Source organism: Pseudoalteromonas sp. A601 (assembly GCF_002165575.1).
GTDB lineage: Bacteria > Pseudomonadota > Gammaproteobacteria > Enterobacterales > Alteromonadaceae > Pseudoalteromonas.
Genome location: NZ_MXQF01000001.1, coordinates 122,386 through 146,326, shown reverse-complemented (window position 1 = coordinate 146,326; position 23,941 = coordinate 122,386). Strand labels below are relative to the sequence as shown.

The window sequence follows — 23,941 nt, the reverse complement described above, 5'->3', positions numbered from 1 at the left end:
GACTATTGTTGTTGATCTAGTAAATTATATTTTTTCAAATAGCCTCTAAGTTGATGATACGTCAAACCAAGTACTTCTGCAGTCTTCTTTTGATTAAATTGGCTGAATTCGAGTGCTTTTTTTATTAAATCAATTTCAAACTCGTTAGAGAGATCTTTTAAACTGCATGGAAAGGTGTGTTGCGCAGGTTTATTCACAGGGGCAACTTCGACTGTGCTTGGGGCCACTATCTCTGTTTGCTCTGATTTTAGTGGTGCTTTAATTCGCTGCTTGGGTCTAAACTTGCTTTCGAATGGGTCTAAAATAATCTGGTGAACGGGAATATGTTCATTGCCATGACGATATAAACTACGCTCCACGACATTTTTCAGCTCACGGATGTTACCTGGCCAGTCATAGGTTTGCAGTATTTCAACGGCGCTTCGGGTAAAGCCACTAAATAACTCCCACTCCAAATCGCGAGCCATATTAATGGCAAACTGTTCAGCCAGTAGCATTATGTCGTCTTGACGTTCACGTAGCGGCGGCAGAGTAATTACATCAAAGGCGAGTCGGTCGAGTAAATCACTTCTAAATTCGCCTTGTTCGGCCAAATAGGGCAGGTCTTCATTGGTAGCACAGACTAAACGGGTATCCACTTTAACCGTTTGTTTGCCCCCAACTCGTTCAAACTCGCCGTATTCAATGACTCGTAACAGCTTTTCTTGCACCATGGCAGAGGTGTTTGCTAATTCATCTAAAAACAGAGTACCGGAGTTGGCACGCTCAAAACGACCTTCATGGCGTTTACTGGCACCGGTAAATGCGCCACTTTCATGACCAAATAATTCGCTTTCAAGTAAGTTCTCGTTTAATGCTGCGCAATTGAGCTTTATATAGTTTTGCTCCCAGCGTTTTGACAAAAAATGTAAACGAGCAGCAATTAACTCTTTACCTGTACCGCGCTCACCAATAATTAGCACTGGTTTATCTAAACTTGCCAGCTGCGATACTTGATCCAGTACAGCTAAAAAGCTGTCTGATTGGCCGAGTAAGTTATCCTGTTGACGAAATTGGCTCATATTCCCTAACTCTTAGTCATTTTTACTAACAGTTAGTGTATTTCATAATTCGGGAGAACTAAAGGAATTTGTATTTTTAGTTTAACTTTATGAAAATATTACTGTATTTTATGTTTTATAAAGTTGGCAAGCATATTGTAACAGTGAGTGCAGACCAATTAAGTTAAACATCACAGAGGTAAATGTTATGGGAATTTTTTCACGTTTTGCAGACATTGTTAATTCTAATATCAATGCCATTTTGGATAAAGCAGAAGATCCTGAAAAAATGGTTCGTCTTATCATTCAAGAAATGGAAGACACGTTAGTTGAAGTTCGTTCAACATCAGCTAAAACACTCGCTGAGAAAAAAGAGTTAGTACGTCGCGTTGATACATTAAAAGCACAAGTATCGCAGTGGCAAGAAAAAGCAGAGCTGGCACTGAGTAAAGATCGTGACGACCTAGCGCGTGCAGCATTGCTTGAAAAGCAAAAATCAGCAGACGCTGTAGCCGCTGTTGAAGATGAACTGACTCATGTTGAGTCTCACATCGAGAAACTGCAACAAGAAGTGAGCACATTACAAGATAAACTAGCTGACGCTAAAGCACGTCAAAAAGCAATTATCTTACGTCAACGCTCGGCTGAGTCGCGCCTAGAAGTGAAAAAAGCATTAGATAGCTCAAAAGTTGAAGATGCATTAAATCGCTTTGAACGTTACGAAACTAAAATTGATGGTCTAGAATCTCAAGTAGAATCGTACGACTTAGGCAAAAAATCATTGTCTGATGAAATTGCTGATTTACAGCAAAATGAGAAGATTGATGATGAATTAGCAGCGCTTAAAAAGAAGCTTGCAGACAAATAAAATATAATAATTAAGGGGGAGCATTCCCCCTATGCTTAAACAAATAAACGGATTGTGCAGGAGAAGGTTATGATTGACGCAGATGTGCTGGTTGCCCCAATTATCATTTTTATGATTGTGGTGGCGCCACTTTGGTTAATTTTACATTATCGTAGCAAAAAGCAGGTAAGCCAAGGCTTGAGTGAACATGAACACCACCAGTTATTAGAGCTTGCGCAAAAAGCCGATAAAATGGCAGACCGAGTAGAAACACTAGAAGCACTACTTGATCAAGAGGCACCACAGTGGAGACGTAAAGTATGAATACTAAACGCGAACTGTTAAGAGACCCAGTACGCGGCAAAATTGCCGGTGTATGTGCAGGACTCAGTGATTATTTTAATATGGAATTGTGGTTAGTCAGAATCATTTTTGTCACCGCAGTTTTATTAGCCGGCGGTCCCTTATTTGTGGTCGCGTATATTGCAGCATGGTTTATTTTAGATAAAAAACCTGCAAATTCACCGGCAAGCTCTTATGCAACACAGCATGAAGATCCACTTGAAGTCAAATTTAAAGTATGGCAAAAAGGTGAGCCACCACGTCGCGCATTACAAGATCTCAAAGATCGTTTAGGCCGTGTAGATTCTCGCTTACAAGAGATGGAACGTTACGTTACTTCAACAGAGTTTACGGTTAGCCGTGAAATCAATAAGCTTTAAAGGATTTAATAGCACTTTATCAGACTCGTAAAGTAAGTAGATAAAGTGCTCACTCATTATGATAAACACTTCATCTGCTAAAAAAGCCTTCAATAAACTCAAAGGGAAAGCTGAAAAAGCGGTCCACCGAAGTTTAGACCAACATGTAAAGCTTGCCGTAACAGGCTTAAGTGGTAGCGGTAAAACAGCATTTATAACTGCACTTGTAAAACATTTGACCAGCCAAGCTGACGATAAAAACTTACCTTTTTTTGATGTTATGCAGCAAAAACGTCATATCGCGACTAAGGTAGTGCCGCAGCAAGCGCTAACTATCCCAACGTTTGCTTATCAAAATGCGTTAGGGGCATTACTGCCTCATGATGGCGAACCTATGTGGCCTGCCTCAACTGAACGCATAAATACCTTACGCTTGGCTATTAAATACCAAAGTGGCTCGGGTTTACGCTCGCACATTGCACCACAATCAACATTATACCTTGATATTATTGACTACCCTGGTGAATGGTTGCTCGATTTACCTATGCTTGAGCAAAGCTATCAGCAGTGGTGTGAGCAACAATACACGTTACTAGTGCAGCAGCCTCGTGTTGATAAAGCGCAAGATTTTTTATCCGCACTCAATAATCTTGATTTGAATGCACCTGTCGATGAGCATGCATTGAGTGAACTTGCCAAGCTCTACCAAAGCTTGTTAGTTGGATTAAAAAAAGACACTAAACTTGCCATGCTCCAACCGGGGCGCATGTTGATGCCTGGTGAACTGCAAGGGGCACCACTTTTGTTGTTTTTCCCTGTGGCTGAATATGACTCTGAAGTAATACCCGGCTCAAATTTGGCACATTTAAATAAGCGTTTTACCGCCTATGTAAAAGAAGTGGTGAAACCATTTTATACCCAGCACTTTCGTCATTTTGACCGTCAGATAGTGCTGGTGGATGTACTGAGTGCATTAAATGAAGGGCCTGAAACGCTGCATGAGCAAAGCGCTGTTATTGGGCAATTAATGGCGCATTTTAACTATGGTGAAAATAGCTTTATAAAGCGTTTGTTCAAACCCAATATAGATAAATTATTGTTTGCGGCTAATAAATCAGATCATATCAGTGGTGAACACCATAAAGATTTAGCCTTATTACTGGATTCATTGGTGCATGAGCAAGCAAATCATCTAAAGTTTGACGGGGTGAAAATAGAGACCATCGCGATGTCTTCTATCGCGGCGACGCAACCTCGAAAAATTACTGAGCAAGGCAACCCCCTAAATTGTATTTATGGCAAACCATTAAATGAGCAGCAATGGCTAACTTACTTACCGCCACAGCCACCATCACGTATGTTGACTAAAGCAGAGTGGCCTGCAAATGGGTTTGAGTTTTTGTCATTCTCACCTATGCCTTGCCCAGGTAAACAATTAAAGCATATTCGGTTAGATCATGTTATGCAGTACCTATTAGGAGATAAACTTACATGAGTGAATCAACTTCATTTCAAGCGGGAAGGCGTATTGAGTCAGAGCAGCCGGTTGCCGATCCTGAATTAAATTTAGTTACTGCAAAAATCGTTGAACACGGTGAATTTGAGCACCAAGAAGAGCAAGAGCCTGAGTTAGAAGAGGGTATTGACTTAGCACCGGTTTATAAAAAATCTAAATGGCAAACCCTAAAGGGCTTATTCGTTGTCAGCTTTTTAACGTTAGTGCTGATGGAATTTGCATTTTCATTAGTGGTTGCATTTCAACAATCCATTATTTTAGGCACTGTTTATTCGATTGCCGTTGTTACTGGCTTTTTGCTAATTGGCCGCTTGTTATGGCGTGAATACCGCATGTTACGCAGTTTAAAGCGCAATCAATTACACCGTCACGAAGCCGCTAGGTTACTTAACTCAGAACAAGTGGGTGGTGCATTACCTTGGCTTGAAAAGCTTAATAAGCATCAGCAATTAACAGGCTTTGCTGAATTTAAAGCAAGTGTTGCAACGCACCATACCGATAAAGAAATCATGACCTTGTACGCTGATAACTTATTAGTCGCACAAGATGCTCAAGCAAAAAAATTAATTAACCGTTTTGCGACAGAGTCAGGCTTGCTGGTGGCACTTAGCCCGCTTGCATTAGTTGATATGATGGCCGTGCTTTGGCGCGGCACTAAATTAATAGATCAAATAGGGCGCATTTATGGCATTGGCTTTGGTTACGCAAGCCGTATTAAGCTTTATAGAATGTTGATAAAGCAGGTGATGTTTGTCGGTAGTGCAGAGCTGGTCTCTGATTTAGCGGCAACCGCACTTAGCGCTGAGTTACTAGGTAAGTTATCTGGTCGCGCGGCGCAAGGTTTAAGTGCTGGCATATTTACCGCGCGTATTGGTTATAAAGCAATGGAGTTGAGCCGTCCGTTACCGCGTTTAGAGCATAAACGCAGCTTGCTCAAAGGCACCGCCCAGCTTATTGCCAGTAAAATTGTGTCTCGTAAAAAGACAAGCCAAGAGCAAGGTGACTAATAAAACTGACAACATATCTGTACAGTGGCTATTAGGTGCTTAACACTAAATAGCCATCTGTGCATCCGGCATGCTTGTTATCTACCAGCTGATGCGCTTTGATTATTATATTAATAATAATCAAAAAAGATCAAACAATGAACAAACTCCACATCGACAGTCAATGTATTCATGGGCCAAAAAAAGCGAACGACCCGCATGGTGCGTTAACATCCCCTCTATACCAAACCTCTACTTTTCATTTTACTGATGCAGCACAAGGTGCAGCTCGATTTGCAGGAGAAGAGCCCGGTTATATTTATACCCGTTTAGGTAACCCAACAACCACTGAGCTTGAGCAAAAGGTTGCTCAACTAGAAAACTGCGAAGCCGCTGCGGCCACAGCTACCGGAATGGGGGCTGTGTCAGCATCGGTGTTAAGCTTTCTTTCACAGGGGGATCACCTTGTTGCATCAAGTGCTTTGTATGGCTGCACATTTGCTTTTTTTGCTCATATGCTACCGCGCTGGGGAATTGAGGTAAGCTTTGTTGATATGACCAATGAGCAAGCATTACGTGAGGCGATAAAACCAAACTCAAAAATGATTTTTGCTGAAACCCCCATTAACCCAACAATGGCGGTGATGGATTTAAATTTGATCAGCGACGTTGCCAAACAGCATCAGCTTATTAGTGTTATCGACAATACCTTTTTAACCCCGCTGCTGCAAAAACCAACTGACTATGGCATTGATTTAATCGTACACAGCGCAACAAAATACTTAAACGGCCATGGCGATGTAGTGGCGGGTTTAGTGTGTGGCTCCGATGAGCATATCAACTTAATCAAAATGACGGTACTTAAAGACATTGGGGCAACCATTAGTCCCCATGATGCTTGGCTAATAAACCGTGGTTTAAAAACATTAGCAATACGAATGCAACGCCATTGTGAAAGCGCGCAAACTGTTGCTGAATTTTTAGAGCAACACCCACATGTCAACACCGTTTATTACCCAGGTTTGAAGTCACACCCGGGTAATAAGTTTATAGGCACGCAAATGAAAGCGGCTGGTGGGGTTATCGCATTTGAGTTAAAAGGCAGCTTAAAAGATGGCGAGCAGTTTATTAATAGCACCAAGCTTTGCACATTAGCGGTGAGCTTAGGTGATGCTGAAACCTTGATACAACACCCTGCTTCTATGACTCACTCGCCCTATACACCAGAGGAAAGAGCGGCTGCGGGTATAAGCGATGGCTTAATTCGACTATCTGTTGGGCTTGAAGATGTTAACGACATAATTAACGATCTCAACCATGCATTTACTCAGATTATGTAGAGTGTAACTTTAAGTGTACGCTTAGGTTGGTCTTAGGGTCTTTATAATTAGGGGTGTAAATATTTTGCTTTAAAATCGTAATTTTAACTTTACGATATAGGCGTTGTGGCCATTGGCTGATGTGAACCCAGCTATTAAACTTTGCCTTACATTTGCTTAGTATCTGGGTAACACGTTGATACCGATATTCGGTTTAACAGCAAGAAGGTAATTATGGCTAAAGCAAGCAAGTACACCTCTAGAACACCCGATGAAAATGGGGTGATTCATTGGAGCGATGAAGAAAATAAAATATGGTCAGAACTCGTTGCCCGTCAATTAAAATGCATCGAAGGCAAAGCGTGTAATGAATACATGGAAGGGCTAAAAAAAATAAACCTTCCTCATGATCGCATCCCGCAACTAAGCGAGTTAAACGAAGTGTTGCTAGCAACCACAGGTTGGCAAGTCGCCCCGGTGCCTGCATTGATTGACTTTGATGAGTTCTTTCGTTTATTGGCGAACAAGCAGTTTCCTGTAGCGACTTTTATAAGAACACGTGAAGAGTTTGATTATTTACAAGAACCAGATATTTTCCATGAAATATTTGGCCATTGCGCGATGCTCACTAACCCTGATTTTGCTGAGTTCACTCATAAATATGGTCAGTTAGGTTATGCGGCGCAAAAGAAAGACAGAGTTTATTTGGCGCGTATGTATTGGTTTACTGTTGAGTTTGGGTTAATGCAAACCGAAGACGGCTTACGTATTTACGGCGGTGGGATTTTATCAAGCCCTGGCGAGACACAATACGTGTACTCTGACACGCCAGAAATTAACCCAATGAATGTACTTGATGTATTACGCACCCCGTATCGTATTGATATAATGCAGCCTTTGTACTACACCATAAACTCTATCCATGATTTATTTGATATTTCACAGTTGGATATTATGGCGATAGTTGAGCAAGCAAAAGAGTTAGGGTTACACGACCCAAAATTTCCTCCTAAAGAAAAATTAGCAAGTTAAGGATTTAAAATGTCATCATTAAGCGCACAAAAGTGTGAAGCCTGTCATGTTGATGCTCCAAAAGTGTCAGACGAAGAGCTAGCAGAACTAATTAAAATGATCCCAGACTGGGTGCCAGAAGTACGCGATGGCATTATGCAGTTAGAGCGTGTTTATAAATTTAAAAACTTTAAACAAGCTATTGCCTTTACTAACAAAGTGGGTGATATGGCTGAAGACGAAGGCCATCACCCAGGTTTATTAACTGAATGGGGAAAAGTGACGGTAACGTGGTGGAGCCATTCAATTAAAGGTCTGCATAAAAATGATTTTATTTGTGCAGCTAAAACTGACGAAGTTTTTGCTGCGCTATAACTAATCCTGTTTTACCCATAGGACAAAAGGTGCATTATAAATGCACCTTTTTTTACGTGTTTTTTGGTGAGCCTAGTGGCAGTTTTTTAGGTAAAAAGCCAGTGACTAACATAGTGCCACTTATTACACACAATGCACCAAGCAAGGTGTTTGAACCAATCTGTTCATCAAGCACTATATGACCCCAAAAAATACCAAAAAGTGGAATTAAAAACGTCACGGTCAGTGCCGACGTTGGGCCTATTTCTTCAATTAAATTAAAAAACAAAATATAGGCAACGCCAGTGCAAATCACGCCTAAAGCAACAACCCCTAACATGATGTCTGAGGATGGGACTTCTCGAATCGGCATGAAAAAAACGAGCGGCAATACCAATATGCTTGCTGCCCACATCGAGCCATGTGCATTATTAAAAGGTGTTAACTTAGGTGCATGTTTAGTGTAATGAGATGCAATGGCATAGCTTAATGATGCGCAAAGTGCCGCAATAATAGCTATCAGTGAGTTTGAGCTTGGGCTAAAGTTATCTTGCCCTACAAGCAGTACAACGCCAATTAAGCCAAGCACTAAACCACAAATCATACTCTTTGTTGGTTTTGTTTTAGCCCATATTACGCCTACTAATGCTGCCCAAATAGGGGTTGTTGAATTTAATATAGATAACGTTGATGCGCTGATTGTTTGGGCTGCATACGCAAAGAGTAAAAAGGGCAGTGCGGAATTAAGTGCGCCAATAATAAAAAAATGTTTACGATGGGCTTTAAACGCTAAGCTCTTAAAAACAGATTGGCGTTTAATGTACAGTGCTACTAAAAACAATGTAAGGGCTGCAAAGCCGACTCTAAATTCAATCAGTACAGCGGGGCCTAAACTGGTTGCTGCCATTCGCATAAATAAAAATGATGCGCCCCAAATAGCCGCAAGCGCAAATAGTTGGATCAAACTTTTTAAGCTCATAGTAAACACCTTGGATAAGTAAGCGCCAAGCATAGCATTGTCTGATTAGAGGCTCAGCCAAAATCGGCACTCATAGATAAAATTTATATTGCTGCAAAGTTTGATACAATTGGGTGTCTTTATTCAAAATTATTAAGGAAGTCGCGGGTGGTAAACCTAGGTCAATTGTTTGGTGAACTCAAAACGTGTTTAAGAAAAGATCAATTCATCTTTAAAAAGCGCCTTCATGGCATAAAAAAAATATCCGATGAAGCAAAGCAAGCGGCTGTTATAGAAAAAATAACCGCAGATATAACACGTAGCCAACAGTTGCGTGAGGTTCGCTTAGCTCAACTACCAAAAGTGACCTACCCAGAGCAACTTCCGGTTAGTCAGAAAAAAGACGACATTAAAGAAGCGATTGCCAATAACCAAGTGGTTATCATCGCTGGCGAAACCGGTTCAGGTAAAACAACGCAAATCCCTAAAATGTGTTTAGAGCTTGGTCGTGGCGTTGATGGCTATATTGGTCACACCCAACCTAGGCGTTTAGCAGCGCGCAGCGTTGCTGATCGTATTGCCAGTGAAATGCAATGCGAACTTGGTCAACATGTGGGTTTTAAAATTCGCTTTAGCGACCAAGTATCAAATAACAGTTATATCAAGCTGATGACTGACGGTATTTTATTGGCCGAAATTCAACAAGACCGTTTCTTAAATCAATACGACACTATCATTATTGATGAAGCTCACGAGCGTAGCCTTAATATCGATTTTATTTTAGGTTATTTAAAAAACCTATTACCAAAACGACCCGATTTAAAAGTTATTATTACCTCTGCGACGATTGATCCTGAGCGTTTTTCAAAACATTTTAATGATGCACCCATTATTGAAGTATCAGGGCGCACTTTCCCCGTTGATGTCCGTTACAGACCGTTAGTTGAAATTGATAAAGACGATATGGAAGCAGAGGGCGATCAACTACAAGGCATTTTTGATGCAGTTGATGAGTTATGCCAAGAGGGCCCAGGCGATATTTTGATCTTTTTAAATGGCGAACGGGAAATTCGTGATACCGCCGACGCACTTAGTAAACGTAACCTTAAGGGAGCCGATGTACTGCCGCTGTATTCACGACTATCAAATGCTGAGCAAAACCGTATTTTTGCCCCGCACAGCCGTCGCCATATTATTTTATCGACCAACGTAGCTGAAACCTCTTTAACGGTACCAGGCATTCGCTATGTTATTGACCCGGGTACTGCGCGCATCAGTCGCTACAGTTACCGCACCAAAGTACAGCGCTTGCCTATTGAACCGATTTCACAGGCCAGCGCGAACCAGCGTAAAGGGCGTTGTGGCCGTGTTGAAGCCGGTATTTGTATCCGTTTATATAGCGAAGACGATTTTAATTCGCGCCCTGAGTTCACTGACCCTGAAATACTGCGTACCAACTTAGCCTCGGTTATTTTAAAAATGCTTGGTTTAGGCCTAGGCGACATGGCTAACTTCCCATTTGTACAAGCGCCTGATAGTCGTAACATTAACGATGGTTTAACTTTGCTGGAAGAACTTGAAGCGGTTAAACCAAGCAAACGCCATCAAGAAACTCGCTTAACAAAATCGGGTATGGATTTAAGTAGACTCCCGGTAGACCCGCGTTTAGCTAAAATGGTATTAACTGCACAAAAACTTGGGGCACTGCGAGAAGTGATTATCATTGTTGCAGCACTGTCGATTCAAGACCCTCGTGAGCGCCCGCAAGAAAAACGCGCTGCAGCGAATGAAAAGCATGGGCGTTTTGACGACCCAGATTCCGATTTTATTGCGTTTTTAAACTTGTGGAATTATTTAGAAGAGCAGCAAAGTGAGCTCAGTAACAGTCAGTTTAGAAAGCTTTGCCAAAAAGACATGCTGGCGTATATGCGCATCCGTGAGTGGCAAGACATTGTTTATCAATTAAGCACGGTTTGTAACGAAATGGGAATGAAAGCTACTACAAATGTAGCTGACGGCGATAAAATTCACCAAGCGTTATTGAGCGGTATGCTAAGCCATATTGGTTTTAAAGACGAAAAGCAGTTGTATAAAGGTGCACGCAATAGTCAGTTTCATATTTTTCCAGGTTCAGGGTTATTTAAAAAGAGCCCTAAATGGATTATGTCGGCGGAGCTGGTTGAAACCAGTAAGCTTTATGCGCGCATCAACGCTAAAATTAACCTTGATTGGGTTGAACCGTTTGCGCAACATTTAGTTAAACGTAGCTACAGTGAACCCCATTGGGAGAAAAAGCCGGGCGCTGTTATCGCGTTTGAGCAACAAGTGCTTTATGGACTGATTATTGTCTCTAAACGCCGTTGTGTGTATAGCAATATTGACCCAAAAGTGAGCCGTGAGCTATTTATTCGCAGTGCCCTGGTCGAACAAGAGTTGGGTCAAAATGAAGGGTTTTTACAGTTTAACCGTGAGCTGATAGAAGATATTCAAACGCTTGAGAACAAAAGCCGCCGCCGCGACATACTCGTTGATGAGCAAACGCTTTATGAATTTTACGATAAAAAAATCCCGCAAGATATAAATAACCGTGCGGCATTCACTAAGTGGTACAAAACCAAAAAGCAGCAAGATAAGCGCTTTTTGCATATGACCCGTGATGATTTAATGCAACACGGTGCTGACAGTGTCACCGAGTTTGATTATCCAGATGTTTGGCAGCAAAACAATTTAATGCTGCCGCTGAGTTATCATTTTGATCCAGGCCAAGCCGTCGATGGTGTTGCGGTGCAAATACCCGTCGCTTTACTAAATCAGGTTGAAGAAACAGGTTTTGATTGGCACATTCCGGCATTTCGTCATGAACTCATTACGGGTTTAATTAAGTCATTGCCTAAGTCGTTACGTCGTAACTTTGTTCCAGCTCCAAATTACGCCGACGCTGTGCTTGCAGCCATTACGCCAATGCAAGGTAACTTTATTGAGGCACTCAGTCATCAGTTGTTACGTATGACCGGGGTGCGCGTTGAGCCTGATGCATGGGATTTATCAACCCTCGCGACTCATTTACGCTTTCAGTTTGAAGTGCGTGATGATAAAAATACTCTGCTTGCGCGTGGTATGGACTTAGCTAAGCTAAAAGCGCAGCTACAAGGTAAAGTAACGCAAACACTGTCTAAAGTAGCTGATAAAGGAATTGAAAAAGCAGATTTAACGCAGTGGGATTTTGGTAAGTTACCCGCTTCATATGTGAAAAAACAAGGCCAGTACGAAATTAAAGCGTATCCCGCGCTGGTGGATAAAAAATCATCTACCGCAGTTGAGTTATTTGACAATGAAATCAAAGCACACGCAGCACACCAGCAAGGGCTACGCCGTTTGGTGTTATTAAATGTACCTTCGCCAATAAAATATTTACAACAAAATTTGCCTAATAAAGCCAAGCTCGGCCTTTACTTTAACCCATTTGGTAAAGTGGCTGATTTAATCGATGATTGTATTGCCGCAGGCGTAGACAGCTTACTGAAAAAATTAGGTGATGTGAGAACCGAGCAAGCATTTGAGCAAGTAAAAGAGCAAGTACGTGGTGAACTAGGTGATACCGTTGTTGCGATAGCAACGCAAGTTGAGCAAGTGCTAAGTATTGCGCACGCTTTACATAAAAAAATGAAAGGGCGAGTGGACTTAACCATGATCACCGCACATGGCGATATAAAAAGCCAATTAGAGTCGCTGGTGTTTAAAGGTTTTGTCTCTTCTCATGGCGCAGAAAAACTAGGAGACTTAATTCGTTATCTAAAAGCCATAGAAAAACGCTTAGAAAAGTTGCCAGTAGACCCAAATCGTGACAGATTATGTGTACTAGAATTAGACAAGGTCGCACAAGAATATCAAAAACAGCTTAAAAAAGTAGCGCCGGGATTACCAGTACCGCAGGCGTTGATTGATATTTTTTGGATGCAACAGGAGCTTCGCGTATCGCTTTTTGCGCAAACCCTAGGCACGCCTTATCCTATTTCAGCTAAACGGGTTTTAAATGCATTAAAAGAATGTGACTAAATTGGAATAATAAAGAAGGAACTGACACTTACTATGCGTACAACCGCAAATAAGCAGTTAAGTCTACTCGTTGTTGATGATGAGTACTTTAACTTTGAAATGCTCAAAGCAGCTCTAACGAGTAGCTTTGAGTTAAGCTATGCCGATTCAGGGCAGAGTTGTTTAGCATCAGCCATTGCTAACCCGCCGGATGTTATTTTGTTGGATGTGTGTATGCCTGGGCTAGATGGTTACGATACATGTAGAATGCTAAAAAACACCCCAGAGACGAATAACATTCCTGTTGTTATGGTGTCAGGGTTAGAATCAGAACAAGAACAACAAGCTGGATTTGAAGCTGGGTGCGATGCCTATGTTATCAAGCCGTTTTCAGTGGTTGGGTTACTTGATAAAATAAATACAGTTGTCTAGGAGCTTATATGTTTAATGAAGACCAACGCAATTTCAGACGCATGCAAGTTAATGCTAAGGCGACGCTCATTACGCTCGAGCCGATACCAGACCAGCAATATGAAGCATTGTGTGTTGATTTAAGTGCTACAGGCCTATCCTTGCATTTAGATGATTTATTAGAAGTTGGTACGATAGTAAAAGTAAATATTGATTCAACAAGCCCTGCGATTGCACCGTTAGATGCAACAGCGAAGGTGATACGTGCTTCTAAAGAAGATGATGGCACGATCACCGCAGGACTTGAGATTATGCAGTTTAACTAGCTAGAATACCTTGCAGATAAGACCTTTCAAGTAAAACCCTTCAGGATAACTACCTGCAATAGGGTGATCTGCTGCTTGATTTAAACGTTCCATAATCAATAAATCTTTACCCGCATCAAGGGCCGCATCGGCAACCACTTTTTGAAATAGGTTTTGTTCCATTAAGCCTGAGCACGAGAATGTAAGTAATGTGCCACCGGGTTTAAGTATTTGCATGGCAATCATGTTGATATCTTTGTAACCACGGCACGCGCCAGTCAGTTGTGCTTTGTTATCTGCAAACTTTGGCGGGTCCATAACGATGGTGTCGAATAAAACACCTTCTTCACGGTATTGGCGCAATAGCTTAAACACATCTTGTTTTACAAAGTCGACTTTATTTAAATCAAGGTTGTTATGTTCAACGTTGCGTTTCGCTGTATCAAGCGCAGGTTGTGATACATCTACGTTAGTAACATGCTCACAGCCTCCACGTAATGCGTAAAGTGAAAAAGTACCAGTATAACTAAAGCAGTTAAGTACTTTTTTATCTTTAGAGAAGCGCTCTAGCGCAGCACGACTATCACGTTGATCAAGGTAAAAGCCAGTTTTATGGCCTTCGATAATATCGACCTCGAGCTTTAAGCCATTCTCTTCTATTAATACTGGTTGCGCGGGTTTATTGCCCCAAAGTACACCGGTTGTTGGCTCTAGCCCTTCTTTGTTTCGTACGTCAACATCAGAGCGTTCATACACATCACAACCTGGAAAAATACTAATAAGAGCAGCTACAATTTCGCCCTTGTGGCGCTCGGCACCGGCACTTAGTAGCTGACAGACTAGTACGTTGTCAAACTTATCAATGGTTACGCCCGGTAAAAAGTCAGACTCAGCGGCACATAAACGAAACCCTGTTAAACCACCTTCTTCAATGACTTGTGCACGGGCTAAAAGCGCACGACGTAAACGGCGTTCAAAAAAGTTTTGGTCAATAACCTCTTTTTCGTCAAAACTCCATACACGTGCACGAATTTGTGAATGTGGACTATATGCCGCAGTTGCTAAAAACTTACCTTCGCTATCGTGAATAGTAACAGTGTCACCTAGACCCGGTTTGCCCTTCATTTTTTTTATGGCTTTAGAAAATAACCATGGATGTTTTCTTTTTAACGACTTTTCGCGACCAGCTTGCAGGTAAATAGCAGATGACATTGGCATACTCATGACAGATTAATTAGCGGCTATTTTAGTAAAGCAAGGTCGAACATACAATGAATGTTTTGCACAACGACCTATAACCGCGGTAAAGTAGCCGTAATATATTGTTTTACATTGAAACAGCGAAATTTATGGAACAGCAAATAGCGTTATCAGCGTCACTACAAGAACTTGAAAATGAATGTCGGGGTTTTATTTCGTCACTTATTTGCGCCGATGTAGCGCATGATATAACGCATATTGAGCGAGTTGTGAGAGTAGCCAAACAATTATGTATTGCAGAGCAGGCCGAGATGGCCGTGGTACTCCCTGCTGCATGGTTACACGATTGTGTTGCAGTGGCAAAAAATCACCCTGATCGTGCAAAAGCTTCAACCATGGCCGCAGATAAAGCAATTACCTTTTTAACTTCTATCGGCTATGACGAGAGTTACTTCGATGCAATTCATCATGCAATTGCAGCTCATAGCTTTAGTGCCAATATAAAAGTACAATCAGTTGAAGCACAAATTGTTCAAGATGCAGACAGAATGGATGCATTAGGCGCAATCGGTGTGAGTCGCTGTATGAAAGTTGGGGGCTCAATAAGCCGCCATTTATATCACCCACAAGACCCTTTTTGCCAAAACCGCGAAGCGGACGACAAACTCTATACGCTTGATCATTTTTTTATCAAGCTACTCCATGTCGCCAACAGCATGAATACACCATCAGCTAAAGCTGAAGCGCAGCGCCGCACTGATTATATGTTGGCATTTATCGAACAGTTAAAGTCAGAAATAGGTGAGTAATATGGCCACACCATTATTATCAGGTATAGATCATTGCCATCTTAATGTAGAAAACTTGGTCGAAGCTGTTGTGTGGTATAAAGAGGTGCTCGGTTTTAATATTGTGCCTGAGCTTGCCTTTTGGGATGAGGGCAAAGGCCCGCTCACGCTCGAAGACGACGCTGCAACAACACGGTTAGCATTGTTTGAACGCGCGGGTGTTAGTAAAGGGGTTGCGTTTGGTGCAACAGGTGAGCAATTTATTACTTGGCTGAGTCATTTTGAATCACATAAAATCAAAACGATTGTTGCTGATCACGGAGTGACGTTTTCTATGTATTTTAAAGATAACAGCGGCAATAATCATGAGATAACCTCTCATGATTACAGCTATATTAGCCAATCTATCGATAAATCAATCTTGATAGGCTGAGTAGACTTTCATAATGGCATCAAACTGGCCTTCAAAAAGAGCGATAAGCTGTGGATCAAAGTGTTTACCAGCTTGTTCACGCATGTGCGAGAGTGCTTCATCAACACTCCATGCTTTTTTGTAAGGGCGTTTAGAGGTAAGTGCATCAAATACATCTGCGATAGCAACAATCCGGCCTTCTATTGATATTTCTTCTTCTTGTAAGCCTTTCGGGTAACCCGTGCCGTCCCATTTCTCATGATGTTCCATGGCTAGAATATAAGCGAGTTGCAATAACGGTGACGAAGAGTTTGCTAAGATTTTAGCACCTATTTCAGCATGCTGTTTCATGTAGTCAAACTCATCAGAGGTGAGCTTGCCTGGCTTTAATAAAATCGCATCAGGAATACCAATTTTACCAATGTCATGCATCGGGGCTGCTTGTTTGAGCAGTTCAGCATGTTGCTCACCCATACCATAAGCGAGAGCTAAAATTTTACTGTACTTGCTCATTCGGATTATATGTTCGCCAGTATCCGTGTCTTTATATTCAGCCGCTCGGCCAAGGCGATGAACCAAATCAACATGAGCGAGCTTGAGTTGCTCAGCTTGCACCAGTGATAGGTGTGTTTTAACCCTAGAGCGCACAATTGCAGGACTGATAGGTTTGGTTATATAGTCAACAGCACCTATCTCAAACCCTTTAAATTCATCGCTTTCGTCAGCAAGGGCTGTAACAAAAATTATAGGTATATGCTGGGTTTGCGGGTTTTCTTTTAATCGTTGGCAAACTTCAAAGCCGTTCATATCTGGCATCATAATGTCGAGCAAAATGAGTTTAGGTGGCTCTTTTTCAATTAAGGCAAGGGCAGCTTCGCCTGATTTTGCAAACGATAATCGGTATTGGTTACTCAATACTTCACGCATAACCTTAAGATTAGCAGGCTCATCATCAACGATTAAAATTCGTGGGCGTTCGATATTTAAATCCATTAATTTGCCTCCATTGTTTGTGCTTGTTTGAGTAAAGATATTAACGACTCTAGGTTTGATTGGGCGGTATCAAAATCAAATTGTTCGAAACATTCAACAATATTATCGATATCATTTTTATAATTTGTAGGCGCATTAGTTACAATTGTTGCAAGCAGTTCATCATTAAGTTCAGCGTTTTCAGCGTCTATATATAACTGTTCACAAAGCGCTTTAAATTCAGTTGCCGACAATGCCGGTGCATCTTGAGATTCGTGCTTATTAACACTTGGCACACACGTTAAAGTTTTTTCAGCTAACAATAAAGATACAGCGGTTAACTCTACTTCTAATTGTGCAATAACTTTTTCTTGGTGTTCTTGAGAGCTTGATTTTTCAAGCTCTGAAAATAAAGACATCATAGTTGGCAAGCCTAAATTCCCAGCAAGCCCTTTAAGTGTGTGTAGCTTGCCTTGCACGTCATTTAATGCGCTAAGACCATGAGCAAATAGTACCGTACATAAGGTGTGCTGCTCATCAATAAAGCGCTGTATCTCGTTTATTTGCTTACACTTACTACCCCAAAGCTGCTTACCTTTTTTAAAGTCGATATGTTTCGCTTGAGGATCACTTTGTTCAATAAGCACTTCTTTTTTCAGGCCATAGCCGAGAACTTGAGATATTTCTTGATTTAATTGATTGATATCTACAGGCTTATTAGCAAAACCATTCATTCCAGCTTTCTTAGCTGTCAACTTATCTTGCTGTAGTACACTTGCGGTGAGTGCGATGATAGGGGTGTTTTTTAGCTGTCTATGTTGTTCAATTTCACGTATTTTTTGGGTTGCAGTTATGCCATCGCACTGTGGCATATGAATGTCCATCAAAATGACATCAAAGTCTTGCTGCTCAAAAATTTCTAAAGCTTCAAAGCCATTACTCGCCGTGCTGACTTTATGCTCATCACGAGAAAGCAATAAACGCAGCAGCTCTACATTTTGTTCAATATCATCAACAACTAATATACGCAGAGCTGGTAATTGCGTATGTAAACCGTCAAAGTAGTTAATTAGGTTTTCATCGCCAGGCTCTAACGGAAGCGCGAAAAAGAAACAGCTACCTTTATTTTCTTCACTTACTAAGCTGATAGTACCGCCCATTAGCTCAACTAATTGTTTACTGATTGTTGTACCAAGGCCTGTACCACCAAAACGGCGAGTCGTCGTGCCATCAGCTTGCTCAAAGGGCTGGAAGATAGCCTTGATTCGCTCTGGTGCAATACCAATACCTGAATCTTGCACTTCAAAAAACAGATGATTATTTTGTGTTGTACTCACTGTGACCTGGATTGAACCTTGCTCAGTAAATTTAATCGCATTGCCAATTAAGTTTGTTAGTACTTGGCGAATTCTATCGGGGTCGCCATAATAAGCTTTATGGACAGACTCTTTAATTGTTAACGTTACTTCAAGGTCCTTTTTCTTAGCCTCTAACCAAAAAGTTGAAATGATACTGTCGAGCACAGGTTGCAAATTAAAATGCACAGGTTCTATGGTTAACTTTCCTTTTTCAAGTTTGGCAGAGTCAAGTATCTCGTTTAATAACCTCAGCAGTGACCGCGCGGCATTATTAACCGTTACTAAGTGCTTTTGTTGCTCTTGATCGAGAGGCGTATCCATCAGCAAGTCACTAAAACCAATGATCGAGTTCATAGGAGTGCGGATCTCATGACTCATGTTGGCCATAAATGATTGTTTAGCTTGAGCTGCTTCCTCTGCTGCAACTTTGGCCTGTTTTAGCTTGTCTTCGTACTCGCGTCGTTCACTTATATCAACTAAAACGCCATCAATCCAAATTGCTTCGCCTTGTTTATTAAATTCAAAGCTGCCCTTTTCAAGTATCCACACAAGTTTGCCGTTACGGTGGCGCACTCTGTATTCAATAGAGTAGTGCTCTTTTTTAGTAATAGCTTGCTCAACAGCTTTGTTTATATGCGGTATATCGTCTTTGAATAGTAAATCGCCGTATTCGATATTCTTATTTATAAACTCATTAGGGATATAACCGGTCATTTCAAAGATGTTAGGGCTGATAAACATCATGCTCCACTTTTCATTAATCTCACAACGAAATACAACACCAGGCATATTATCCATGAGTGAGCGATACTGTTGCTCTTTAGTTATCAAGTTTTGTTGTAGTTTTCGCTGTTCAGTTAAGTCTGTGATGAACCCAACATAGAGTGGTTCTTGGCCCGGTTGATCTACTTCACCAACGCCAAGGCGAATAGGGAATAAGTGGCCATCTTTGTGTTTTGCCAATACATCACGGTTAACACCAATGACAGTACCAAAATCAATATGTCCTGCTTTTGATAGATAACCATCATGCTGTGCAGCAATATCATCGGCCATTAGCATTTTGACATTGTTACCTTTAACATCTTGCTTATTCCAGCCAAAAATGAGTTCAGCAGCGTTGTTAAAGCTTAAAATATGACCTTTGTGATCAATAGTGATAATACCGTCGATGGCTGTTGAAAGAATTGCCTGCAAGCGAGATTCGTTACTTGTCTTATCCTCAAGCAACATACGGTAACGAACGATGCCATTTATAATCGCCACAATTGCGGTAAGAATGATTGTAGAAAATACAACGCTAATAGCGATCAAGGTTAGTTCAGAGTCTTGACTGTCATTGAGAATCGGCGATACGGCAACAAAACGCGTCGCTAGCATGCCCATGTAATGCATGCCTGCAACTGCAAACCCTAGTACTATTGCGCTAATAAACCGAGTTTGTACTTCACTTAGCTTTGAGAAAAATTTATTAACATTAAAGCGCATATACAATGATATATAAGCCAACGCGACTGCTACAAGGATTGATAGAGCAAAAGTTAAAGGGTCATAACGTAGTAATGGGCTTAATTCCATGGCAGCCATGCCACTGTAGTGCATCGTTCCAATTCCAGCGCCAAGTAAAATGGATGGAACAATGAGTTGCAACATCGTTTTGTCACTCCTGACCAACATCGATATTGCAGTCCAACAAGCTAAAAATGCAGGAATAAAAGATAAAAAGGTCAGTGTCGGATCATAGCTAATATTTGTGCATAATGAGAACGCTAGCATACCAATAAAGTGCATACTCCAAATGCCGCCAGAAAGAACTAATGCTGCTGTTGAGTTTGCTAGTTTTTGGTAGCTTTGAAATCGAGTTGCTTTCGCAAGATCGATTAATAACGCTGCGAAATAAGCCGCAAAGATAGCTGTCATGACAGATAAAGTAACAAGATATGGGTTATAAACCCCATTGATTATGAGGCTTGGATCTTGATCGGTGATAAAAAAAGCTGACAGCATAGTGGCTCAATCTCAAAACTTTACAATCAGTGAAAGTAATGACTGTGAAGTATATTCATAGGAATAATTAATTACATATTTATGTAGGCTTTTGTTACCTTTAAGATAACCATAGGTTAACAGAAGTAAAATATCAATGGAATCAAGTTACTAAGTGTTATTGGTTATAATTGTAGCACTATTAATAACTAAAATTACAGTTTGTTTTTTAATAATTGTTTTATTTTTTTAATAATTATCGTGTCATCTGCTTAACAAAAACAACCACAAATTTATAGATTAGCAGTTATTGAGCAAGGTATTATAACAAGTAGTAAATTTCTTATATTAATCAGTTTAAGAGTTGGCATTGATCGAATACACATTAAAGCGCAGTCGCCGTCGTAAAACCGTGGCTATCAAGGTTCACCAACAATCATTAACCGTTTATGCGCCATACGGCGTTGCTATAGCATATATTGAGCAATGGTTGGCGACTAAACAAGCGTGGATTAATCAGCAAGTATATAAGCAAAGTCAGCACCAGGATCTCCGTCAGTTTCCACTGGATAGTTTACAAATTCGTTTGTTTGATGAGCTATTGACACTGCACTTTGAAATAAACAAAACAAGCTGCTGGCAGTTTTTTGCTAATATGAATCCACCGCAGTTACAGGTTAGTTGTTCCGGCCGCGTTAAAAAACATACTGCTATGTATCAAACACAGTTTGAAGACTTTATGCGTGAGCAGTTAGAAAGCTATATTGAAATGCGAATACGGCATTACTGTTCGAGGATGGGCGAAGAGCTACCGAGCAATTTAAAAATAACAACTTACAAGCGTCGATGGGGCAGTTGTAACCAACGTCGTGCATTGACCTTTAATTTACTATTGGTCGGTGCGCCACATTGGGTTATTGATTACGTTATTGTGCATGAGCTCGCTCACTTAAAATATTTGAATCACAGTCACCGGTTTTGGCATCGTGTTAGTGAGTTTTATCCTGATTATAAATATGCAACGCAATGGTTAAAGCAACATGGTGCTAGTTTGCAGTGGGTGTTTGAATAATTATACCCAAACCACCTCAAGATGCGGAATCCAGCGTTTCAACAGGGGCTTAATATCAAGGCGTTACTTTGCAACAATGGCACTCCCTTTTAAGAAGTAACAACGATGAGAGTAAGTCTCTGTGAAACGCCCAAAGGGTTGGTTTAAAAGCGATTTATACTGCGTTATTGATTTTAACAATAGAACCACTATTACTTGCAATCAATGCCTTGCCTAAATCGCTTTTAATTCCAACTGAAACACGTATCTTAAGGTGGTTTGGGTATACACAAAGCTGTTTTTATCTTTTAGCTTGGGTATACTGTCTGCGTCCGTTTACTTAAATAAGTAAAATTCTTTTCTCTTCTATAATGATGAATTAATGACTGATATTACAATAGTTACGCACGATGGTAATTTTCATGCTGATGACGTATTTAGCATCGCTGCACTTAAAATTATTTTCCCTTCTTTTAACTTAATTCGTACCCGGGATGCCAAAGTAATTAGCCAAGCTGATATTGTCATTGATGTAGGTAATGAGTATGACCCAGACAAAGGGCGTTTTGATCATCATCAACGTGGCGGAGCTGGGGCGCGCGAAAACGGTATTCCTTTTTCATCGTTTGGCTTAATTTGGCAAAAGTATGGTTTAGAGCTATGCCAAGGAAATCAAGCAGTCGCCGATTCAGTTAATGCTGGGTTGGTGTCTACAATTGATGCTATCGATTGTGGGTATGTTCAAGGTGTAGAGCAAGGGATCAGCTTAAGCCAAACTATTTCAATGTTTAATCCTACTTGGCAAGAAAGTAGCGATTTTGATAGTTGCTTTAATGAAGCTGTAGAATTTGCAGTGCGTTTACTTAAACGGTTTATCGCTTCAGCAAATGGTAGTGCGGACGCTAAAAAAATAGTTGCTAAGGCTATTGCTGATGCGGATGATCCTCGTGTCATTGTGCTTGAACAATATACACCTTGGAAAAAAACAGTTCACAGTTTATCAAATGAAGCCCTGTATATGGTTTATCCATCTCATTCGGGTAAGTGGATTATTCAAACCGTTCCTGTAGAGCCTGGTTCTTTCGAAGATAGAAAACCGTTACCACAGCAGTGGGCTGGTTTATCTGGTGATGAATTGCAAGCTGTGACGGGCTTAGATGATGCAACTTTTTGTCACAATGGTTTATTTATTGCGGGTGCAGAGTCGTTTTCCAGTGTTATGGTTATGGCATCAATTGCACTGCAAGATTGATTTATCTAGGCATTTACTGAGCCCAGACACTTGTTGCGTGAGTAAGCATGCCCGAGGTTAACTTCTTCCTCTTTATTTGGTTCACCTTGCAGTTATAAATCTCTTCTTCATACCCGTTGTTATTTTTACTTCTTTCACTTTTATCAAGTAAGCGATCCTGTTAGTATTCATCGTATTGATTAGTTTACTTTTATGTAAACTTAAGTTTGCGTTTGGGTGTTTTATAGGTGGTAGAGTTCGTGGCAGATATAAGAGATTTAGATCAATTAAGAGCAGGGATTGATGAATGTGATGCGCAGTTAGTGGCATTACTGGCGAAACGTAACAGTATAACTGGGCAAATCGGCGCGATTAAGCAACAAACTGGTGCGCCTTTACACGCGCCTGATCGTGAAGCTGCACTCCTTGCTGCACGCCGCGAAGAAGCAATAAATCAAGGTGTGAACCCTGAATTAGTCGAAGATATATTAAGGCGCATGATGCGCGAAGCTTATCAAAATCAACAGGCTAAACTTGCTTGCGCTGCACCTAACTTATCACCGATCGTAATTGTGGGTGGCGAAGGCGCTATGGGGCAATTATTTGCAAAGCAATTTCAGCGCTCTGGCTATGAAGTAAAAATACTCGATAAATCACAGCAACATAATGCTACTGAGATCTTGCGTGGTGCTAAATTGGTTATGGTCAGTGTGCCAATCAATGCATTAGAGACCGTAGTAAAGGCACTACCTAAGCTTGATGAAGATTGTCTGTTAGTTGATATCACGTCAGTGAAACAGGCACCGCTAGCCGTTTTAAAAGCCGCCCATAATGGTCCCGTTGTTGGATTACACCCAATGTTTGGTCCTGATATATCACATTGGGTGAAGCAAACAGTCGTGGTGTGTGAAGGGCGAGGGCATCACATAGCGAAAGGCTTACTTGAGCAGTTACAAGTTTGGGGCTGTCAATTAGTAGAGCTTAACGCAAAGAAACATGATGAAGCGATGCAGATAATTCAGGTTATGCGTCACTTAACTACATTTGTTTATGGACAGTTTTTAGCAAAACAAGGTCATACACTTGAGGAGCTTCGCAGTTGTTCGTCGCCTATTTACCAATTGGAATTAATGATGGTCGGGCGTTTATTTGCTCAATCACCAGAGTTGTATTCAGATATTATGCTGGCGCAGTTTGATAATGTGGAGGAGTTATTAGCTCAATACCAAGATACCTTCGCACAAACTTTAGAGAAGTTAAAAGCAGGAGATAAAGAAGCATTGATGAATGCATTTGCACAAGCAAAAGCGTATTTCTCAGATTCAACGGCGCACTTTTTAACTCAAAGCCGCAGCTTACTTAATAAAGCAAATGACGCAAAAGTACTCGATTAATATAAAGGAGCAGTAGGCTGATTTTTTATTAGCCTACTACAATTGAGCTAATTGATTAGTAACACA

21 protein-coding genes are annotated in these 23,941 nt (G+C 40.9%); 16 read left to right on the top strand and 5 right to left on the bottom strand.

The window, feature by feature from the left end; translation table 11 throughout:
* Positions 1-2 precede the first annotated feature (2 nt).
* Complete coding sequence (pspF, locus tag B5G52_RS00685; protein WP_087530780.1) at positions 3-1,061, bottom strand: phage shock protein operon transcriptional activator; 1,059 nt, start codon at positions 1,059-1,061, stop codon at positions 3-5.
* 187 nt (positions 1,062-1,248) lie between these two features.
* Here pspF and pspA point away from each other — a divergent pair, with 187 nt between their 5' ends.
* From pspA to B5G52_RS00645, 8 genes are all read left to right on the top strand, one after another.
* Complete coding sequence (gene pspA, locus B5G52_RS00680) at positions 1,249-1,908, top strand: phage shock protein PspA (protein WP_087530779.1); 660 nt, start codon at positions 1,249-1,251, stop codon at positions 1,906-1,908.
* A gap of 69 nt (positions 1,909-1,977) precedes the next feature.
* Entirely contained in the window at positions 1,978-2,211 is a 234-nt protein-coding gene (gene pspB / locus B5G52_RS00675; protein ID WP_087530778.1) for an envelope stress response membrane protein PspB, read from the top strand.
* On the top strand, positions 2,208-2,609 hold the full coding sequence (gene pspC / locus B5G52_RS00670; RefSeq protein WP_087530777.1) for an envelope stress response membrane protein PspC: 402 nt from the start codon (positions 2,208-2,210) through the stop codon (positions 2,607-2,609). Before pspB ends, pspC begins: the two co-directional genes overlap by 4 nt.
* Positions 2,610-2,667: 58 nt before the next feature.
* On the top strand, positions 2,668-4,083 hold the full coding sequence (locus tag B5G52_RS00665) for a YcjX family protein (protein WP_176372476.1): 1,416 nt from the start codon (positions 2,668-2,670) through the stop codon (positions 4,081-4,083).
* Entirely contained in the window at positions 4,080-5,111 is a 1,032-nt protein-coding gene (locus B5G52_RS00660) for a TIGR01620 family protein (protein WP_087530776.1), read from the top strand. Before B5G52_RS00665 ends, B5G52_RS00660 begins: the two co-directional genes overlap by 4 nt.
* 137 nt (positions 5,112-5,248) lie before the next feature.
* Positions 5,249-6,430, top strand: coding sequence for a methionine gamma-lyase (megL, locus tag B5G52_RS00655; protein WP_087530775.1), 1,182 nt, complete (start codon positions 5,249-5,251; stop codon positions 6,428-6,430).
* 213 nt (positions 6,431-6,643) lie between these two features.
* On the top strand, positions 6,644-7,441 hold the full coding sequence (gene phhA / locus B5G52_RS00650) for a phenylalanine 4-monooxygenase (protein ID WP_087530774.1): 798 nt from the start codon (positions 6,644-6,646) through the stop codon (positions 7,439-7,441).
* Between the two features lie 9 nt (positions 7,442-7,450).
* Positions 7,451-7,795 (top strand): 4a-hydroxytetrahydrobiopterin dehydratase, encoded by a 345-nt coding sequence (locus B5G52_RS00645; protein WP_087530773.1) that lies wholly within the window; start codon positions 7,451-7,453, stop codon positions 7,793-7,795.
* Positions 7,796-7,847: 52 nt separating this feature from the next.
* Here the strand turns inward: B5G52_RS00645 and B5G52_RS00640 are convergent, their stop codons facing one another.
* Positions 7,848-8,753: a DMT family transporter gene (locus B5G52_RS00640; RefSeq protein WP_087530772.1), complete on the bottom strand. Its 906-nt coding sequence runs from the start codon at positions 8,751-8,753 to the stop codon at positions 7,848-7,850.
* A gap of 147 nt (positions 8,754-8,900) precedes the next feature.
* Here B5G52_RS00640 and hrpA point away from each other — a divergent pair, with 147 nt between their 5' ends.
* The 3 genes from hrpA to B5G52_RS00625 are packed head-to-tail and all read left to right on the top strand — an operon-like array spanning position 8,901 to position 13,504.
* On the top strand, positions 8,901-12,788 hold the full coding sequence (hrpA, locus tag B5G52_RS00635) for an ATP-dependent RNA helicase HrpA (RefSeq protein ID WP_087530771.1): 3,888 nt from the start codon (positions 8,901-8,903) through the stop codon (positions 12,786-12,788).
* A gap of 33 nt (positions 12,789-12,821) precedes the next feature.
* Positions 12,822-13,199 carry a PleD family two-component system response regulator gene (locus B5G52_RS00630; RefSeq protein WP_087530770.1) on the top strand — a complete coding sequence of 126 codons (378 nt, stop codon included), beginning with the start codon at positions 12,822-12,824 and terminating at the stop codon, positions 13,197-13,199.
* An 8-nt stretch (positions 13,200-13,207) separates the two neighbouring features.
* Entirely contained in the window at positions 13,208-13,504 is a 297-nt protein-coding gene (locus tag B5G52_RS00625) for a PilZ domain-containing protein (RefSeq protein WP_087530769.1), read from the top strand.
* On the opposite strand, the gene B5G52_RS00620 is transcribed toward B5G52_RS00625, so the two are convergent.
* Complete coding sequence (locus B5G52_RS00620) at positions 13,505-14,695, bottom strand: class I SAM-dependent methyltransferase (protein ID WP_087530936.1); 1,191 nt, start codon at positions 14,693-14,695, stop codon at positions 13,505-13,507.
* A gap of 137 nt (positions 14,696-14,832) precedes the next feature.
* Here B5G52_RS00620 and B5G52_RS00615 point away from each other — a divergent pair, with 137 nt between their 5' ends.
* Positions 14,833-15,492 (top strand): HD domain-containing protein, encoded by a 660-nt coding sequence (locus B5G52_RS00615; RefSeq protein WP_087530768.1) that lies wholly within the window; start codon positions 14,833-14,835, stop codon positions 15,490-15,492.
* Position 15,493: 1 nt separating this feature from the next.
* Positions 15,494-15,904 (top strand): VOC family protein, encoded by a 411-nt coding sequence (locus B5G52_RS00610; protein ID WP_087530767.1) that lies wholly within the window; start codon positions 15,494-15,496, stop codon positions 15,902-15,904.
* Here the strand turns inward: B5G52_RS00610 and B5G52_RS00605 are convergent.
* Together B5G52_RS00605 and B5G52_RS00600 are read right to left on the bottom strand one after the other, a co-directional pair.
* Entirely contained in the window at positions 15,887-16,876 is a 990-nt protein-coding gene (locus B5G52_RS00605) for a two-component system response regulator (protein ID WP_087530766.1), read from the bottom strand. The two genes, B5G52_RS00610 and B5G52_RS00605, sit on opposite strands and share 18 nt — an antisense overlap.
* Positions 16,876-20,220 (bottom strand): MHYT domain-containing protein, encoded by a 3,345-nt coding sequence (locus B5G52_RS00600; RefSeq protein ID WP_087530765.1) that lies wholly within the window; start codon positions 20,218-20,220, stop codon positions 16,876-16,878. Before B5G52_RS00600 ends, B5G52_RS00605 begins: the two co-directional genes overlap by 1 nt.
* Before the next feature lie 352 nt (positions 20,221-20,572).
* On the opposite strand from B5G52_RS00600, the gene B5G52_RS00595 reads away from it, so the two are divergent.
* From B5G52_RS00595 to tyrA, 3 genes are all read left to right on the top strand, one after another.
* Positions 20,573-21,271: a M48 family metallopeptidase gene (locus B5G52_RS00595; RefSeq protein ID WP_087530935.1), complete on the top strand. Its 699-nt coding sequence runs from the start codon at positions 20,573-20,575 to the stop codon at positions 21,269-21,271.
* Between the two features lie 361 nt (positions 21,272-21,632).
* Positions 21,633-22,502 (top strand): MYG1 family protein, encoded by an 870-nt coding sequence (locus tag B5G52_RS00590; protein WP_087530764.1) that lies wholly within the window; start codon positions 21,633-21,635, stop codon positions 22,500-22,502.
* Positions 22,503-22,741: 239 nt separating this feature from the next.
* A complete protein-coding gene (gene tyrA / locus B5G52_RS00585; RefSeq protein ID WP_087530763.1) occupies positions 22,742-23,875 on the top strand; it encodes a bifunctional chorismate mutase/prephenate dehydrogenase in 1,134 nt (377 codons plus the stop codon).
* Positions 23,876-23,941 lie beyond the last annotated feature (66 nt).